The 17,203-nt window shown below is 72.9% G+C and carries 14 protein-coding genes; 9 read left to right on the plus strand and 5 right to left on the minus strand.

What is annotated here, in order from left to right; translation table 11 throughout:
* Window positions 1–5: 5 nt before the first annotated feature.
* Both rfbC and rfbB read right to left on the minus strand, forming a co-directional pair.
* Window positions 6–611, minus strand: a complete 606-nt coding sequence (gene rfbC, locus Ae150APs1_RS09435) for a dTDP-4-dehydrorhamnose 3,5-epimerase (RefSeq protein ID WP_029239959.1) — start codon at window positions 609–611, stop codon at window positions 6–8.
* On the minus strand, window positions 608–1,573 hold the full coding sequence (rfbB, locus tag Ae150APs1_RS09440) for a dTDP-glucose 4,6-dehydratase (RefSeq protein ID WP_075296998.1): 966 nt from the start codon (window positions 1,571–1,573) through the stop codon (window positions 608–610). Before rfbB ends, rfbC begins: the two co-directional genes overlap by 4 nt.
* Before the next feature lie 74 nt (window positions 1,574–1,647).
* On the opposite strand from rfbB, the gene rfbD reads away from it, so the two are divergent.
* The 9 genes from rfbD to Ae150APs1_RS09485 all read left to right on the plus strand — a co-directional run bounded on the left by rfbD (window position 1,648) and on the right by Ae150APs1_RS09485 (window position 13,771).
* Entirely contained in the window at window positions 1,648–2,484 is an 837-nt protein-coding gene (gene rfbD, locus Ae150APs1_RS09445) for a dTDP-4-dehydrorhamnose reductase (RefSeq protein WP_075297000.1), read from the plus strand.
* The gene (gene rfbA / locus Ae150APs1_RS09450; RefSeq protein WP_075297002.1) at window positions 2,481–3,374 is read left to right on the plus strand and encodes a glucose-1-phosphate thymidylyltransferase RfbA; all 894 of its coding nucleotides are present in this window, start codon (window positions 2,481–2,483) and stop codon (window positions 3,372–3,374) included. The genes rfbD and rfbA overlap by 4 nt, the downstream gene beginning before the upstream one ends.
* A gap of 12 nt (window positions 3,375–3,386) precedes the next feature.
* Window positions 3,387–5,363, plus strand: coding sequence for a hypothetical protein (locus Ae150APs1_RS09455; protein WP_075297004.1), 1,977 nt, complete (start codon window positions 3,387–3,389; stop codon window positions 5,361–5,363).
* A gap of 58 nt (window positions 5,364–5,421) precedes the next feature.
* Window positions 5,422–6,087 carry a GPP34 family phosphoprotein gene (locus Ae150APs1_RS09460; protein WP_075297006.1) on the plus strand — a complete coding sequence of 222 codons (666 nt, stop codon included), beginning with the start codon at window positions 5,422–5,424 and terminating at the stop codon, window positions 6,085–6,087.
* A gap of 100 nt (window positions 6,088–6,187) precedes the next feature.
* Entirely contained in the window at window positions 6,188–8,260 is a 2,073-nt protein-coding gene (locus Ae150APs1_RS09465) for a glycosyltransferase (protein ID WP_075297008.1), read from the plus strand.
* Window positions 8,253–9,521 (plus strand): hypothetical protein, encoded by a 1,269-nt coding sequence (locus Ae150APs1_RS09470; RefSeq protein WP_139316851.1) that lies wholly within the window; start codon window positions 8,253–8,255, stop codon window positions 9,519–9,521. Before Ae150APs1_RS09465 ends, Ae150APs1_RS09470 begins: the two co-directional genes overlap by 8 nt.
* Window positions 9,518–10,780: a hypothetical protein gene (locus Ae150APs1_RS09475; protein ID WP_075297012.1), complete on the plus strand. Its 1,263-nt coding sequence runs from the start codon at window positions 9,518–9,520 to the stop codon at window positions 10,778–10,780. The genes Ae150APs1_RS09470 and Ae150APs1_RS09475 overlap by 4 nt, the downstream gene beginning before the upstream one ends.
* Entirely contained in the window at window positions 10,777–12,195 is a 1,419-nt protein-coding gene (locus tag Ae150APs1_RS09480; protein ID WP_075297013.1) for a hypothetical protein, read from the plus strand. The genes Ae150APs1_RS09475 and Ae150APs1_RS09480 overlap by 4 nt, the downstream gene beginning before the upstream one ends.
* 184 nt (window positions 12,196–12,379) lie before the next feature.
* Entirely contained in the window at window positions 12,380–13,771 is a 1,392-nt protein-coding gene (locus Ae150APs1_RS09485) for a DUF4091 domain-containing protein (RefSeq protein ID WP_075297014.1), read from the plus strand.
* Window positions 13,772–13,808: 37 nt separating this feature from the next.
* Here Ae150APs1_RS09485 and Ae150APs1_RS09490 read toward each other — a convergent pair whose 3' ends face one another.
* Genes Ae150APs1_RS09490 through Ae150APs1_RS09500 form a run of 3 tightly spaced genes read right to left on the minus strand, consistent with a single transcriptional unit; the run spans window position 13,809 to window position 16,731 of the window.
* Window positions 13,809–14,825 (minus strand): SDR family oxidoreductase, encoded by a 1,017-nt coding sequence (locus tag Ae150APs1_RS09490; protein WP_075297015.1) that lies wholly within the window; start codon window positions 14,823–14,825, stop codon window positions 13,809–13,811.
* Window positions 14,822–16,024: a DegT/DnrJ/EryC1/StrS aminotransferase family protein gene (locus Ae150APs1_RS09495; RefSeq protein WP_212567192.1), complete on the minus strand. Its 1,203-nt coding sequence runs from the start codon at window positions 16,022–16,024 to the stop codon at window positions 14,822–14,824. The genes Ae150APs1_RS09490 and Ae150APs1_RS09495 overlap by 4 nt, the downstream gene beginning before the upstream one ends.
* On the minus strand, window positions 16,021–16,731 hold the full coding sequence (locus tag Ae150APs1_RS09500; RefSeq protein ID WP_075297016.1) for a sugar phosphate nucleotidyltransferase: 711 nt from the start codon (window positions 16,729–16,731) through the stop codon (window positions 16,021–16,023). Before Ae150APs1_RS09500 ends, Ae150APs1_RS09495 begins: the two co-directional genes overlap by 4 nt.
* Window positions 16,732–17,203 lie beyond the last annotated feature (472 nt).

A 17,203-nucleotide genomic window follows, 5' to 3' on the forward strand; every position in this document is an offset into this window, starting at 1 on the left:
GGAGGCTAACCCGTGGTGCGGAGCCGGCCGTACCGGGCATCGCACAGATTGCGGGAGGGCAACAGACCGGTGTCCGACGCGTGCGCCAGCGTCGGTGCGTCCCGGTCCTTGTCCGACAGCACCGGTTCGAGCCCGTCGGCCCACGGCAGCGCCAGCTCCGGGTCGAGCGGGCTGATGCCGTGCTCGCGGTCCGGGGCGTACGGCGTCGAGCACAGGTACTCGACGACGGTGCCGTCGGCCAGCGCCTGGAAGGCGTGCCCGAGCCCCTCGGCCAGGTAGACGGCCCTCGGCACGGCCGCGTCGAGCTCGACGACCTCGTACCGGCCGAACGTCGGCGACCCGACCCGCAGGTCGACGATCACGTCCCGGACCGCGCCGGCGGCGACGTGCAGGTACTTCGCCTGGCCCGGGGGGACGTCGGCGAAGTGCACCCCGCGGATCACGCCGCGGTGCGACACCGACCGGTTGGTCTGCGCCACGGTCAGGTCGAAGCCGAGTGCCTCGCGGAACGCGGGCCCCTGGAACGGTGCGGTGAAGGACCCGCGGTGGTCGGGGAACGTCGCCGGCTCGAACGTCCAGGCGCCGTCGATGCCCAGCTCGGTGGCCTTCACGTCCGCACCGCCTCCCACCACGCACGGTGGTCCCGGTGCCAGGCCACGGTCTCTGCCAGGCCCTCGTCGAAGGTCCACCGCGGCGCGTAGCCGAGCTCGTCGCGGATCCGCGACCAGTCCACCGAGTACCGGCGGTCGTGGCCCTTGCGGTCCTCGACGTTCTCGATCATGTCCTCGCCCGCACCGACCGCGGCGAGCAGCCGCCGCGTCAGGTCGGCGTTGGTCAGCTCGGTGCCGCCGCCGATGTTGTAGACCTCCCCGGCCCGGCCCTTCTCCGCGACCAGCGCGATCCCGCGGCAGTGGTCGTCGACGTGCAGCCAGTCCCGCACGTTGAGCCCGTCGCCGTAGAGCGGGACCCGCCTCCCGTCGAGCAGGCGGGTGACGAACAGCGGGATCAGCTTCTCCGGGAACTGGTAGGGCCCGTAGTTGTTCGAGCACCGGGTCACCACGACGTCCAGGCCGTGCGTGCGGTGGTAGCTGCGCGCCAGCAGGTCCGACCCGGCCTTCGCCGCCGAGTACGGCGAGTTGGGCTCCAGCGGGTGGCTCTCCGGCCACGACCCCTGCTCGATCGACCCGTACACCTCGTCGGTCGAGACGTGCACGAAGCGCCCCACGCCCCGGTCCAGCGCCGCCTGCAGCAGGACCTGCGTCCCGACGACGTTGGTCGTCACGAAGTCCGCCGCGCCGGTGATCGAGCGGTCCACGTGCGTCTCCGCGGCGAGGTGCACGACCAGGTCCGCGCCGGTCAGCACCCCGGCGACCCGCTGCGGGTCCCGGACGTCGCCGCGCTCGACGGTGACCCGGTCCGCCACCGGTGCCAGGTTCTCGATCCGCCCGGCGTAGGTGAAGGCGTCCAGCACCACGATCTCCGCGCCCGCGAGCGCCGGGTAGGCCCCGGCGGCGGCGCTCCGCACGAAATGGGAACCGATGAACCCGGCTCCGCCGGTCACCACGACCCGCACACGCCCTCCCCGCTCGTCGTCGGCCCCGGTCAGCGTGTCAGAGTCGCCCCGTCGGACGGCGAGGAGGTGGGCGCGTGCGCGCGTGCGTGCTGGGTGCCAACGGGCAGCTCGGACGGGCACTGACGGCGGCGCTGCCCGATGCCGTGGCCCTCACCAGGGACGGGCTGGACGTCGGCGACGCCGCCGCCGTCGCCGCGTTCGACTTCTCGGGCGTCGACGTCGTGTTCGACGCCGCCGCGTACACCGCCGTCGACCGGGCGGAGACCGATCCCGCGGCGGCGTGGCGGGTGAACGCGCTCGGACCGGCGTACCTCGCCGCGGCGGCCGCCCGGTACGGGTTCACGCTGGTGCACGTCTCCACCGAGTACGTCTTCGACGGCACCGCGCCCGGCCCGATGCCCGAGGACACCCCGCTCGCGCCGCTGGGTGTCTACGGCGCCTCCAAGGCCGCCGGCGAGCTGGCCGTGCGGGCGGGCGCCCCGCGGCACGTCGTCGTCCGCACCAGCTGGGTGGCCGGCGACGGCGGCAACTTCGTCGCGACGATGGCCCGGCTGGCCCGCGACGGCGTCTCCCCCGCCGTCGTCGACGACCAGATCGGTCGCCCGACCTTCGCCCCCGACCTCGCCGCCGCGCTGGTCGCGCTGGCCGGGAACGGGCACGGCGTCTACCACGTCACCGGCGACGGCGAGCCGGTCAGCTGGCACGGCGTGGCCCGCGAGGTGTTCGCCCGGTGCGGCCGGGACCCCGCCGACGTCCGCGCCGTGTCGACCGCCGAGTACGCCGCGGACAAGCCGCACCTGGCCCGCCGCCCGGCGAACTCGGTCCTGGACCTGAGCCGGGCGACCGGGGCCGGGATCTCGATGCCGGCCTGGCGGGACGGACTGGACCGGTACCTCGGGGTGGCGCGGTGAAGGGGATCGTCCTGGCCGGCGGGACCGGCAGCCGGCTGTCGCCGATCACCCGGGCCGTCTCGAAGCAGCTGCTGCCGGTCTACGACAAGCCGATGATCTACCACCCGCTGACCACGCTCATGCTGGCCGGCGTGCGGGAGATCCTGCTGATCTCCACCCCGCACGACCTGCCCGGCTTCCAGCGGCTCCTCGGCGACGGCACCCAGCTCGGCCTGGAGATCACCTACGCCCCGCAGGAGCACCCCAACGGGCTCGCCGAGGCGTTCGTCATCGGCGCCGACCACGTCCGTGGCGGCCCGTCGGCACTCGTCCTCGGTGACAACATCTTCCACGGGGCCTCCTTCGGCGACCTGCTGCGCCGCCGCGTCGCCCAGGTCAGCACCGGCGAGGCCGGCTGCGTCCTGTTCGGCTACCCCGTCCGCGACCCCCGCCGCTACGGCGTCGGCGAGGCCGACCCGGACGGGCGGCTCGTCTCCCTCGAGGAGAAGCCCGAGCACCCCCGCTCCGACCGGGCCATCACCGGCCTCTACCTCTACGACGAGCACGTCGCCGACATCGCCGCCGCCGTCGAGCCCTCCCCCCGCGGCGAGCTCGAGATCACCGACGTCAACCGCGCCTACCTCGACCAGGGCCGCGCCCACCTCCAGGACCTCGGCCGCGGCTTCGCCTGGCTCGACACCGGCACCCACGAGTCCCTCATGGAGGCCGGCCAGTACGTCCGCGTCCTCGAGAACCGCCAGGGCGTCCGCATCGCCTGCATCGAGGAGGTCGCCCTCCGCATGGGCTACATCGGCGCCGCCCAGGCCCGGCGGCTCGGCGAGGCCCAGCTCGGCTCCGGATACGGCGAGTACGTCGTGGGCGTGGCGGAGCAGTTCGACCGCCGGGGCTGACAGGGTGGGGGTGTGAGCGGTGCCCCCACGCCCGTACGGCGCTTCCAGCACGCCCTGTTCCGCGCCGGGCAGTGGGTGCTCGGGCACCGCGGCGGCCCGGAGCACGACATCGAGCCGGGGCTCTCGGTCGTCGGCAAGGACGCCGGGACCCGGCAGGCCCGGCTGTGGATCGGCGCGCTGGTGCACGGCTGCGACGCCGAGACGCTCGACGCGACGGTCACCGTCTCCGGAGCGGCCGGCGACGCCCGGGTCACGACGACGCTGCTGCGCTTCGGCTTCGACGACGAGCGCGCCGTCTCCGGCTGGCGGGCGGGCACCCGGTTCTTCCACGGCCACGTCGTCGTCGACCGGCTGGCGCCCGACGCGTGGGGCGAGGCCGCCGTCGAGCTGGCCCCGGTGCCGGGGCTGCGCGAGGAGCACCGCCGGGCGTCCTGCCGGGTGCGGACGCTGCCGTCGCGGATCGCCGTCGGCGGGTCGCTGACCGCTCTCGTCGGGTCCTGCTACGACGCCGACACCGACACGACGAACGCCCTCGACGCGGCGTTCCGGCACCTGCGCGACCACGTCGCCGCGCCGGACATCACGCTGCTCACCGGCGACCAGGTCTATGCCGACGCGCCCGCGAAGTTCTACGCGACGATGGCCCGCAGCACGCCACGCACCTACGGCCTGCTGGAGTACTGGACGTCCTGGGGCATGCAGCGCTACGGCGAGCGCCGCCACCTCGGCATGCGGGAGCTGCTGGGGCACGGCCCGCACTGGTTCCTGCCCGACGACCACGAGTTCTGGAACAACTGGCCGCACGCGTCGGTCACCGCGCGGCACTCCTACTCCAACATCGGCCGGGCCGGTCGCGGCGGGCTGCTCCGCAGGCTCGCCGTGTGGCGGCACCGTCGCGCCGGACCGGACGCCCCGGTGCCCTGCCCGGCCGATCCCGGCCCGCCGCCCACGGACCCGCTGGTGCAGAGCTACCACCCGGTGCACCCCGACGAGTGGGACACCTGGGGCCGCGCCGCCTTCGACCTCTACGGCTCGTTCCAGACCCCGAGCGTGCGCGACCGCGACACCGGCCGGATCACCCGCGGCGAGCTCGACGACGACCCGGCCGCCGACCCGCTCCGCCCGCCCCGGCACGGTCCGCCCGGCGAGGTCCACCGCCCGCTCAACCAGCTCGTGCAACGCATCGACCTCGACGAGGTGCAGATCGTCCTGCTCGACACCCGCACCCGCCGGACCCGGCGCACGGACGACCCCCGCCACTCCGCGTTCGTCGACGCCGAGTACCTCGACCGGGTGCTGGCGATCGCCGCCGACGCCGCGGTCCTCGTGCTCGTCACCCCGCAGCCGATGCTGGTGCCGCCGTACCGGACGCGGCTGCGCGAGCGCCCGCTCGGCGCCCGGGTGGAGAAGGCGATCGACCTGCAGGTCGCCGACTACCCCGACCAGTACGCCCGGTTCTGGGACGGCCTCGTCGCCGCCCGGGACGGCCGCCCCACCGTCACCGTCGGCGGCGACATCCACTCCAGCTACGTGGGGCACGCGCCGTCGCTGCCGCTGCTGGAGGTGGTGTCGTCGCCGATGTCGCTGGTCGCCGGCTCGACCCTGTTCGAGACGGTGTTCGCGGCGCCGGCGAAGCTGCTCCGCGCGATGTCCGGGGGCTCGGCCCACCGGGACCAGTACGCGCCGGGCGCGCCGCTCGCCCGGATCCCGGACCTGCGCAGCCGGGCCGTCCGCGCGCCGGAACCGGGTGACGAGCCGGTCGCGGTGTCACTGACCGGCCTGGGTCGCGGCAACCCCGAGGGCATCGGGCTGCTGTCGCTGGCCCGGCCCGGCGAGCACCGTTTCGAGCTGACCGCGTCGCTGCACCTGCGCGCGTCGCTGGCGGCCGGGAACACCGACGGCGCCCGGCGGGTGCGCGTGGAGCTCCGGACCGACCGGCGGGGCCCCGAGGCGATGGGGCGTCCGGAGGTCGGTCCGCCCCTGCCCTGACGAGATCGTCCCCGCCACGGGAGGTACCGGAGGCCCGGTCCCGCTACGGTCGTCCGGTATGGGGGATCTGCTGCTCAGCGAGGAACTGCTGCTCATCGGCCTGCACGACGGGACCGGCAAGCCCGACGGGTGGTTCGACCCCGGACGGCTGCACGGCGCGCTGCTCTGCGACCTGATCGAACGGGGCCTCGTCACCGTCGACGGGACGAAGAAGGTCGTCCCGACCGGCGAGCGGTCCGACCACCCCGCCCTGCAGGCGGTCCTGGAGACGGTCACCGCCGACGCGAAGCCGCGCAGCGTCTCGCACTGGGTGAGCACCCTGCCGTGGAAGCACACGAAGCCCAGCGAGCTCGTCGCCACGAGACTGGTCGACGACGGCGTCCTCACCAGTGAGGAGGGCCGGGTCCTCGGGCTGTTCCGCACCACCCAGCTGCCCGAGGCGGACCCGGGCCCGGAGCGGGCACTGCGGGAGCGGCTCGCGGGGATCCTCGTCGCCGGCCGCACCCCGGACGCCCACGACGCGCTGCTGGTCACGCTCCTGCACACGACGTCGCAGACAGCGGCGCGCGAAGGAGATCGCGAAGGGGCTGAAGGACGATCCGGTCGTCAAGGCCCAGTACGACGCGGCGGTCATCGCGATGGTGACGACGGTCGCCGCGACGACGGTGGTGACGACCTCGGGTTCGGGCTGACCCCCGACCGCTTCGTACCGCTCCGTCGCTAACACCCGATCACCGGGGGACGAGTGTTCCGGCGACGCCGCGGCCCGCGCACGGGCCGCTCCGGTGTCCAGGCCCGGAAACCGGAGCGAAGGAGCTGTCCCGGTGCGCATCTGTCAGCTGTCCAGTGTGGAGTCCGCATTCGGCTTCCTGGTCCCGCTGTTCGACGCCCTGGACCGCGACGGGCACGAGGTGGTCGCGGCCAGCATCATGGACCACGACGGCGACGTACTACGGCACCACCTCGGCACCGCACACGAACTCCACAGGATCGGCGTCAGCCGCAAGGTCACGGCGCGCGCCCTGACCACCGAGATCGTCGCACTGGCCCGCTACCTGCGGCGAGAGCGTTTCGACGTGGTCCATCTGCACGGTCCGCTCGCGTCGATCCAAGGACGACTCGCGGCCCGTCTCGCGGCGGTCCCGTGCGTCATCAACCACGTGCACGGCTTCTACTTCCACGAGGGCATGGCACGACCGTCCCGGGTGGTGCACCAGACCGCGGAGCGCCTGCTGAACCGGCACCTGGCCGACCACGTCGTCACCGTCAACTCGGAGGATCTCGAGCACGCGCGCCGGAACGGGTTCGCCAGGGATCCCGCCCGGATCGTCGCCACCCCCGGCGTCGGGATCGACACCGAACGGTTCGCCCCGGGGTCCGCCCGGAGGCACGCGGTCCGTCGCGAACTCGGTGTCCCCGACGGAGAGCTCCTCGTCGTCTTCGTCGGCAGGCTGGTCGCGGAGAAGGGTGTCCAGGAGCTCCTGACCGCGTTCTCCGAACTGCTCGCGGAGCAACCTGCGTGGCTGGTGCTCGTCGGCGACGTGTCGCCGAGCGAACGGGACCAGTCCGTCCTGGCGAGGATCGAACAGGAGCACCGGCGCGACCCGGAGGCGGCCGCGCGGACCCTGCTGCTCGGGCAGCGCCGCGACGTCCCGGACCTTCTCGCGGCCGCCGATCTGGTCGTCCAGCCGTCCTACCGGGAGGGGATGCCGGTCTCGGTGCTGGAGGCCATGTCGGCAGGGGTCCCGCTGGTGACGACGGACATCCGGGGCAGCAGGGAGGCCGTGGCGGGTGGAGCGGCCGGCGTCCTGGTCTCTCCGCGGGACGCGGCCGCGCTCAGCACCGCCGTCCGGAAGCTCGCCGCGGATCCCGAGGAGCGGGCCCGGCTCGGCGCCGCCGGACGCGCCCGGGTCGAGGACCACTACGCGACCTCGATCGCCGTCGCCCCGCTCGTCGCGCTCTACCGCAGGATCGAGGCCTCGAACACGGGGCGCCCACGTAGCACCAGGGCGCGGCTCCGCTCCACCGCCAGGCGCGTCGTGCCCCCGGCGCTGAGCGGGCCGGCGACCCGGCTCCCACCCTGGCGGATCGCCGTGGAACGCACCACCGATCCGCTGTCGCCGGTCGGCCGGGACAGGCACCCGGTCTTCTCCGAGGAGGAGCTCGACCGGCTCGGTATCACCATGGTCGCCGACCCGTTCGCGATCGAGCGGGACGGCACGTGGCACCTCTTCTTCGAGCAGGTCCGGCGGGGCGAGGCGCGCGGGGAGATCGGGCTCGCCACGAGTGACGACCTCGCCGACTGGCGCTACCGGGGTGTGGTGCTCAGCGAGGACTTCCATCTGTCCTATCCCCACGTCCTCGCCGATGGCGACGACATCGTCATGATCCCGGAGACCAGCCTCGACGGGACGGTGCGGCTCTACCGGGCCATGGGGACCCCACACGCCTGGGAGCTCGAACGGATCCTGCTGCAGGGAAAGCCCTACAAGGACAGCACCGTGCTGCTCCACGACGGCCGGTACTACCTGTTCACCGAGAGCAGCGTGAGCCACACCCACGACCGGCTGGACCTGTTCGTCGCGCCGTCGGTGCGCGGCCCCTGGCGGCCGCACCCCTCGAACCCGATCGTGCTGGACGACGCGGGCGCGGCCCGGCCGGCAGGCCGCGTCGTCGAGGTGGACGGACGGCTGGTCCGCCTGACCCAGTCGTGCGAGCAGGCGTACGGCGCAGGCGTCCGAGCCCGTGCGATCCTGACGCTGAGGCCGCTGGAGTACCGCGAGTCGCCCGACGAGATCCAGCTCCATCCGTCCGGTAGGTCGGACGGGACGGGCCACCATGCCGACATCCACCGGATCCCCGGTGGATGGCTGCGATTCGTCGACGTCCATGGATGAGGCCGGAGCCCGGACCACGCAGGCGACACGGCGGGTGTGGTCCCCCGACCTGATCCTGCTCGGGGCCTACCTGTTCACGATGCCGATCCAGATCGAGGTCGGTGACTACCGCCAGATCGCTCCGGCCGACCTGTTCATCGCCCTCTACGTGGTGCTGCGTTCGTGCCGGCTCCGGCACCTGGGCGGTGCCTGGACCGTCTGGCACATGGCGTTGGTCCCACTGCTCGGGCTCGGCTGCCTCGTCGCCGTCGTCCGGACCGGTGAGCTGACCTCGTACGCCCTGCTCCAGAAGTACGTCGGGCTGATCGCCCTGCTCGTCACCGGAGCCTGCTTCATCGACTACATGCGTGACACCGAGCGGCTCCACCGGATCCTCCGGCTGTTCGTGTCCGCCGTGCTCCTGCACGCGACGCTCGCGCTCGGGGCACGGCTGCTGAACATGGTCGGCGGGCCGGTGCTCCCGCTGATGAACGATCCGTGGCCCGCCGACCGGATCTCCGGTCTGGTGCTCGACGCGAACGCCTTCGGCGGTCTCGTCGCGCTGGCGCTGGTGCTGCACCATCTGACGGCCCGGACGCCCTCGGCCCTGCTGCCGGGCCGGTGGGCGGCGGTCGGGTACGTGGTCCTCCCGGCCACGTTGCTGCTGACGTTCTCGCGCTCGTCCTGGATCGGGCTGACCTTCGGTCTGCTGACCCTGCTCGTGGTCCGGCCGGGTCTCGGTGGCCGGACGCTGGCACTCGGTGTGTTGCCGGTCGCTGCGCTCGCGCCACTGGTGCTGCTGCAGATCCCCGACGCCGGTGCCCTGGTGACCCGGCCGAGCGAGATCTCCTCCCGGCTGGTGATCGGTGCGGAGGCCCTGCACGACTACGTCCAGAGCCCCGTTTTCGGGATCGGTCTCGGCGTGTACGTCTCCGACTACGGCATCGTCGTGCACAACACGGCGCTGTGGTTCCTGTCCGACCTCGGGATGACCGGCCTCGCGGTGTTCCTCGCGCTGATCGTCTCGGTGGCACTGCGGCTGTACTCGTCAGTGCCCGTCGCGTCGGTCGAGCTGCGGCCGATCCTGCTCGCGCTGTTGTGCGGGCATGCCGTGATGGTCGGCGTCTCGCTCGGGATCGAGGCGTTCTACCAGCGGCACTGGTGGGTGGTCTTCGCCGCGGCGGGCGTCGCGACGGTGCTCGCCCGGCGGTCCCGGACCACCGGTTCCGCGGCGACCGCGCCCATCGCAGCGCCCGCGACCGTGGAGGTTCCCGCCAGGTGAGCGGCACGTCGAACCTGCGCCAGGCCCACTGGGATTTCCTGTCGCAGGCGGTCAACACCGGCACGAACTTCCTGCTGACCCTGCTCGTGGCCCGCGAGACCGAGCCGGACGACTTCGGCGCGTTCGCGGTGGTCATGGTGCTCTACACGATCGGCGTCGGCGTCGTGCGCGCCACGTCGAGCGACGTCCTCGCGGTCCTGCGTGGACGCCGGAGCGCGGACCGTCGCAGGGAGGAGGGCGAAGCCCTCGCGCACACGCTCGTGTTCGGAACGGTGCTCGGACTCGTCGCCGCAGGGGTCGTGCTCCTCATCGGGCACGGGACGGGCCCGTTCCTCCTCATGGCACTCGCCATGCCGCTGCTCATGCTCCAGGAGGGGCTGCGCGGCATCGCGATGGTGCGAGCCGTCCCCAAGGAGGCCGCGCTCTCGGACGTCCTGTGGGCGGTGCTGCAGCTCGGCACGATCGGGATCGCCGCCGCCGCGTCCGGTGGGCCGTCCGAGATCGCGGCCGTGGCCGGATGGTGTGCCGGCGGCAGCATCGCCGCGCTGATGGCGTTGTTCCGGCTCCGGGTCCGGCTCCGGATCCGTGTGGCGCACCGGTGGTTCGCGATCCACCGCGCGGTCGCCGCGCCGTTGCTCGCCACCCACATGCTCACGGGTCTGCCGGTGGACGCGTCGTTCCTCCTGATGCCCCTGGTGACGACCCTCCCCGAGGTCGGCGCGCTGCGAGCGGCGTTCCTGTTCTTCGGGCCACTCGGTGTGCTGATCCTCGGTACCCGCTCGATGCTGCTGCCCGACGCGACGCGGCTCGGCTCCGCCGGGGAGGTCCGCAGGCTCGTCGGCCGTGTCACCGCTGTCCAGGCCGCACTCGCCGCGGCCTGGGGCACCGGGATCGTCCTGTTGCCCGACCCGGTGGGGCGGTGGCTCCTGGGGGCGAACTGGGACGGCACGTACGGCCCGCGGTTCTTCCTCGCGATGATGCTGGTCGCCGAGGCGGTACTCGTCGGGGCCGTCGTCGCCGCGTCCGCGCTGGGCCTGCTGCGCCGGGCCCTGCTCGTCCAGGCCACGACCGTGCCGATCGTCCTCGTCCTGGTGCTCGTCGTGGCCGCGGGACACGGCGCCACCGGGACCGCCGCCGTCCTGGCCGGCGGCTACCTGGTCGGTGGCGTTCTCGCCTGGTCACTGCTCCTGACCCGAAACGGCCGGCGCCGCTCGACCGAGATCCTCACCACCCACCGCACAGAATCCGGATCAGCATGAACCCGACCTCATCGCCCGACGAGCTGGAGATCACCTTTTGGCGCAGGGCGCTCGTCAGGCACGGCCGGCTCGTCGCCGCCGTGGTGGTCCTGTTCGTCGTCGTCACGGTCGCGGCCGTCCTGCTGCGGCCACCGGCCTACTCGGCCTCGACCGAGGTCTTCGTGTCCGGAGCCGACGTCGGCCCCGAGGTCCAGTTCGTCCAGAGCCGCTACGTCCAGGAGGCGGTGGCGGCGGAGCTGGGCTACCAGCCCGACGTCACGGTCGAGGCGGACGAGTCGACCTGGGTCCTCGCCGTGTCCGCGTCGGCGCCGACACCCGAGGAGGCGGAGCGGGTCGCGACGACCTATGCAGGCGCCTACGTGCGCCTGCGTGAGCAGGCCGGGTCGGCGGCTCGCCGGGCGAGCGAGGCGGAGCTGGAACAGTCGATCGCCGGGGTCAGGAGCGCACTGGACTCCCTCTCCCCGCAGGCCCCTCCGCAGGCCGCGACCCGGCTGCAGGAGGATCTCTCGACCTATCAGGACGCGCTGACCGCGACGACGTCGACGTCGATCCAGTCCGGACCCCGCCCGGTCGTGCTCGACACGGTGGTCGCGGATGCACCTGCGTCGTCCATGGTGTGGCTGTACGCCGCCGCTGCTGCTGCGATCGGTCTCGTCGCAGGGGCCGGTCTGGCCGGAGCGGTGGCGGGCCTCGACCCGCACGTGCCGTCCGCGGCGTACGCCGCGCACAGCCTGCGGGCCCCGTTGTTCGGGACGGTCCCGCCGTCCGGCCCCGGCTCCGGCGCGGGACGGCGGCCGGGCCGGTGGTGGGCGCGTCGGCGGCGCCCCCGGCGGGCCGACGGTGGGGAGTCCATCGCCATGATCCGCGCCCTCGTGTTGCCCGGCGACCGGGACAAGGTCCGTGGCAGCGTGCTGGTCTGCGCCACCGGGTCCGCCGATCGGAGCGAGGCGCGGGCGGTGGCGACCGGGCTCGCGACCAGCTTCGCCCGCACCGGCGCGACGGCAACCGTGGTGCGGGCCGAGTTCGACGGCACGGAGGGATCCTCCCCGGGGCTCACCACCGTGCTGGCGGGGCAGGCGACCCTGGCGGACGCTCTCGTCCCGGTGGACGGCACCCCGGGCCTGTCGGTCCTCTCCCCCGGCGAGGCCCCGGGTTCGACGGTCGACCTCCTGTCCGGCCGGGCGTTCGGCCGCCTGCTCGAGGAGCTCGAGAAGACCGTCGACGTGGTGGTCCTGCTCTGCGACCCGCTCGGCGAGGACCCGGGCGCCGCCCTGGTCTCACGGTCGGCCGACGCGACCATCCTGGTCGTGTCGGAGCGGAGCCGGCGCGACGAGCTGCAGCGCGCGGACGAGACCTTGCGGGCGACCGGCGGCCGGACCGAGGGCATCGTCTACATCGGTGAGATCGACCGGTGACGGTCCGGCGCCGGTCACTGATCGCCGGTGCCGGAGTGGTCGCGGCGGGCGCCGTCGGCGTCCTACTCGTCACGGCCCTCCCGTCCGGACCGCCGACGCCACCCGGACCGCCCACGGCCTGGTGGAGGACGCACTCACCCGGGTGCCGGGCGATGCTCCTCCCGGCGCCTCGACCTCGGCAGAGGTGACCGCGGCCCGCGGTGAGACCGAGTCGTTCCAGATCGTCGTCACCGGTGGGAGCCGGCCGCTGCACGGGGTCGATCTGGAGCTGGCACCGCCGGCGGGCCCCGGCGGTGCCAGGCTCCCGGACACGTCGGTCTCGCTGTACCGGGAGCAGTTCGTGACCGTCCCGGCCACGTTGCCGGTGTCCGGCACCGACGGTCCCGGCGAGTACCCGGACGGTCTGGTCCCCTTCACCGATCCCGTCACCGGAGAGGCCTTGAGCGGGGACGTCCCCGCCCGGGGGGTGTCCGTCCCGCCACACCGCAGCCAGCCGTACTGGGTGGACATCACCGTCCCCCGCGATGCGGCCCCGGGCGTCTACCGGACCGGATACACGCTGCGGACCGACGGTGGCACCGGCACCGGTGACGTCGAGCTCACCGTCCTCGACCTGACTCTGCCCGCCCGGCCCGCGCTCGCGGGAGCCTTCCTCAGCGCCGGCGGGCTGGCGTCGGTCGACGCGGAGCTGCTCCGTCACGGCGCCATGCCGGGAGTCCCGGTGACCGAACTGGACCCTTCGCTGCGTGACGGGGGCCGGATCAACGCCGCCAACACCGGGTTCTACAGCGGCGCCGACCGCGAGACGTGCACGATGCGGCCACCGCCCCCGCCGGAGGAGATCGCCGAGACCGTACGGCGGGCTCCCGCCGGGGCGCTGCTCTACAACTACACCGCGGACGAGATCGACGACTGCGACGACGTCGCGGCGCTGTACCCGGCGCTACGCGACTGGGCGCGGGCCGTGCACCGGGCGGGTGTCCGTCAGCTGGTCACCATGGCGCCGGACCCGCTCCTGTTCGACGACGGCACCGGTTCACCGGTGGTCGACGTGTGGGCGTCGCTGCCGATGGACCACGACCCCGCGACGGCCGCGGAGGCGGTCGCCCGCGGCATGCAGGTCTGGTCCTACACCGCTCTCGCCCAGGACGACTACTCGCCGAAATGGCTGATCGGTGCGGACCCCGTCGGCTTCCGCGCGATGCCGGGGTTCCTCAACCAGGGCCTCGGCTACACGGGGTCGCTCTACTGGCGGGTCGACGACTGGGGCGACGGCGATCCGTGGGAGACGGCCGTCATGTACGACGGCCGCTACCCCGGCGACGGGATGCTGGTCTACCCCGGCGGTCCGGTCGGGCTCCCGGACGGCGCCGCACCGTCGTTGCGGCTCAAGTGGATCCGTGACGGCATCGAGGACTACGGGTACGCCGAGCTGGCCCGCAGCGTCGCCGGGGACGCCGCGGTGGACGCCGTCGTACGCCGCGTGGCGCCGGACTGGCGGAACTGGAGCCGGGACCCGGCGGCGCTGGACGCGGCCCGCGCGGACCTCGCGGAGCTGGCGATGGGCGGACGGTGACCCCGCCCGCCCATCGCGTTCCCCTGCCGGCGATCTGCTACTCGAGGTGCGCGACGGCGTAGTTGCCGCACCGCGGGTCGCCGGCACGCACGTCCGTGAAGATGCCCGCCTGGACCGCGGACGTGAGGGCACCCACGTAGTCCTGGACGGTGTGCCGGGTCCGGAACCCCAGCGTCGAGGAGATCTTGTCGAACGCGACCCGGTAGTTGCGCGGATCGGTGTCGCCCTCGCGGTAGGTGACCGTCGCGCCGTCGACGTGCTTGAGCACCTCGTCGACGATCATCCTCTTGGTGAACTGCTGGTCGGCGTCCCCGACGTTGAAGACCTCGCCGTGCACCAGGTCCCGGGGTGCGTCGAGGACCGTCAGGACCGCCGACGACAGGTCCTGGACGTGGCAGTAGGGGCGCCACGTGTCGGCGTCGTAGACGACGAGCTCGCCCCCGGCGGCGAGCTCGCGGGTGAACTGGGACACCGTCAGATCGAACCGGGCCCGCGGTGAGAGGCCGTACGCGGTGGCGACCCGCAGGACCGTGCCGGTCGTCGCCGTCTGCGACGCCCGCGCGAGGACGTGCTTCTCGACCGCGATCTTCGTCTCGGCGTAGAGCGACTGGGGATTGAGGTCGCTGGTCTCGTCGGCGAACGTGGACGTGTCGTGGATCCCGTAGTTGCTGCACGTGGAGGTGAAGACGAACCGCTGGACCCCGAGATCGGACAGCGAGTCGTGCAGCCGCACCGCCGCGTCGTGGTTCACCTGCTCCGCCAGCTCGGGGTAGCGCTTGCAGACCGGGTCCCCGACGAGCGCCGCGAGCAGCACCACGTCGGTGGCCCCGGTCGCGGCAGCGGTCACCGCTCCCCGGTCCCGCACGTCCCCCCGGGTGAAGGCGAACCGGGGGTGGTCGAGCAGGTGGTGCAGGGCGAACCCGTTATCGTAGACCAGCTGGTCGAGTACCCGTACCCGCGCACCCGCGTCCAGGAGCCGGGAGCTCAGGACGGATCCGACGTAGCCGGCACCGCCGACGACGAGGACGGTGCGGTCGTGGAGGTCCGGTGTCATCCGGCCTTCCTCTCTGTCGTGCCGATCAGGTCGGGTGTCCCGGGTGTCTCGGGTGTTTCCGCCGGGTCGAGCGCCCCGGCGAGGGCCGCCACGACCCGTTCGACGTCGCCCGGGGTGAGTCGCGGGTGGAGCGGGAGCGTCAGCTCCCGGTCGTGGAACTCCTCGGTCTTCGGCAGCACCACGTCCCCGTAGCGGTCGCGGTAGTACGAGAACCGGTGCACGGGCGGGTAGTGCGCACTGGTCTGCACCCGGGCCACCCGCATCGCCGCGGCCACCTCGGCCCGGTCGGTGCCAGGTGGCAGCAGCACCGGCAGCAGGTGCGCGGCGGTCGGATGGTCCGGCTCGAACGGGACCCGGCACTGCGGGAGGACCTCGGCCAGGACGGAGCGGTACCGCCCGGTCAGCTCCCGCCGGGTGGCGTTCCACCCGAGGAGCCGCGGGAGCTGTACGAGCCCCAGGGCAGCACGCAGCTCGTCCATCCGGAAGTTGTGACCGCAGTCGACGACGTCGTAGCCGGTCCGATGACCCTTGTCCCGGTCCAGGGTGCTCGCCGTCATCGCGTGGGCGCGCAGCAGGCGCACGCGCTCCCGTGCGTCGGGGTCGGCGACGACGAGCATCCCACCCTCGGCGGTCGTCATGTTCTTGTTCGAGAAGAAGCTGAACGCCGAGGCGTCGGCGACGCGGGCGACGTGGCCGGGAAGACCCGCCGCGTGCGCCGCGTCCTCGACCAGTGCCACCCCGTGCTCGTCCGCGAACCGGCGCCACGCCGGGGCGTCGACCGCGTACCCGCCGTACGGCATGACGATCACGGCCCGGGTGCGGGGCGTCATCCGCCGTCGCGCGTCCTCGATCGACAGGTGCGGCCGCTCCGACGAGTCGATGTCGACGAAGACCGGCGTCGCGCCGGCGTGCAGCACCACGCTCGCCGTCGCCACGAAGGTCAGCGACGGGAGGAGCACCTCGTCCCCCGGGCCGACGCCGACCGCGGCCAGTGCCAGCTGCAGTGCCGACGTCGCGGAGTGGACGGCGATCGCGTCGTCCGTGCCGTGCATCTCGGCGAACGCCTGCTCGAATCTGCGGACCCGGCCGCCCATCGTGAGCCAGCCGTCGTCGATCACCTCGTGCAGCGCCTGCTTCTCGGCGTCCCCCAGGACCGGTGCTCCGAGCTCGATCATCGGGAGGTCGGCGACGGACGTCACGCGGGCGCCCGCATCATCAGCTCGGCGTGCTCCTGCGCCCGGCGCAGGTCCTCGACCCGTCCGATGTCGATCCACGAGCCGGAGTGCTCGTAGACGTGCACCGGCATGTCCATGGTCAGCATGGTCCGCATCAGCTCGTCGAAGCCGAACGGTCCGCTCTCCGGGATGAAGTCGAAGATGGAGGGCTCCATCAGGTAGATGCCGGTACTGACGGAGAACTGCTCGGTCGGCTTCTCCCGGAAGTCGGTGACCAGTCCGCCGCGGTGTTCGAGAACCCCGTAGGCGATGTTCACACTCTGCCGCGTCACGGCCACGGTGAGTGGGGATTCCTGCTTCTGGTGCTCGGTGAGCACCGAATCGAGGTCCACGTCGGTGAAGACGTCCGAGTTCGTGACGAAGAAGGGGTCCTGGACCGTGTGGCGCAATGCGTTGAGCGGGCCGATGGTCCCGAGTGGCTCGTCCTCGGAGATGTACTCGATGTCCAGCCCCCACCGCTCACCGTCGCCGCAGTAGCTGCGGATCAGCGGCCCGAAGGCGCTGACGGTGATCGACACCCTCTTCACCCCGGCAGCCGCGAACTGCGCGAGCAGATTGTCGATGACACAACCGTCCCCCACCGGCATCAATGCCTTGGGCAGAACGGTCGAATACGGAGCGAGACGAGTGCCGCGGCCACCGGCCTGGATCACGGCGCTGAGATTCGACATCTTTCCTCCCCTGGGGATCCTCGGACGACGGGGCACTCGAAAGTTGACCGGCAGGTGTTACGAGTGTCGATCAACTACTTTTCGTCGACATGGGAGAGAGGTTTTTCGATCCAGATCCGGCCACTGTGTAACACGAATGCGTGGGAAGCGAGTCGCCTCCCGTCACGCAGATCGCACGCCCGTACGTGAGGTGTCATGTCGAACGAGCTCCTGATCGGACCGCTCGCGCCCGCCCGCCGGGGCGTCGCCGGTGATCGTGCCTACGTCGGGGTGGCGGTCGCCACGGACGTGATCGGGTGGTGCGCGGCGCTCGTGGTCGCGGTGCTCCTCCGCTACGAGCTGGCGCTGGCGGAGATCGACCTCTCGGGTCTGCTGTGGATGTCGGTGGTGGCCGCCGGCGTGCAGGTGCTGGTCGGTGTCTGCCGCCGGTCGTACACGGCGGGGCGCGCCGCCGCCGGCGACGGCGGCAGGC

Origin of the sequence: Pseudonocardia sp. Ae150A_Ps1 (assembly GCF_001932315.1) — a bacterium.
Classification (GTDB): Bacteria; Actinomycetota; Actinomycetes; order Mycobacteriales; family Pseudonocardiaceae; genus Pseudonocardia.

Coding starts and splice junctions, on each gene's coding strand:
- Ae150APs1_RS09460 (WP_075297006.1), top strand. CDS start 5,422: ATGGGGGATCTGCTGCTCAGCGAGGAACTGCTGCTCATCGGCCTGCAC.
- Ae150APs1_RS09470 (WP_139316851.1), top strand. CDS start 8,253: ATGGATGAGGCCGGAGCCCGGACCACGCAGGCGACACGGCGGGTGTGG.
- Ae150APs1_RS09480 (WP_075297013.1), top strand. CDS start 10,777: ATGAACCCGACCTCATCGCCCGACGAGCTGGAGATCACCTTTTGGCGC.
- Ae150APs1_RS09490 (WP_075297015.1), bottom strand. CDS start 14,825: ATGACACCGGACCTCCACGACCGCACCGTCCTCGTCGTCGGCGGTGCC.
- Ae150APs1_RS09500 (WP_075297016.1), bottom strand. CDS start 16,731: ATGTCGAATCTCAGCGCCGTGATCCAGGCCGGTGGCCGCGGCACTCGT.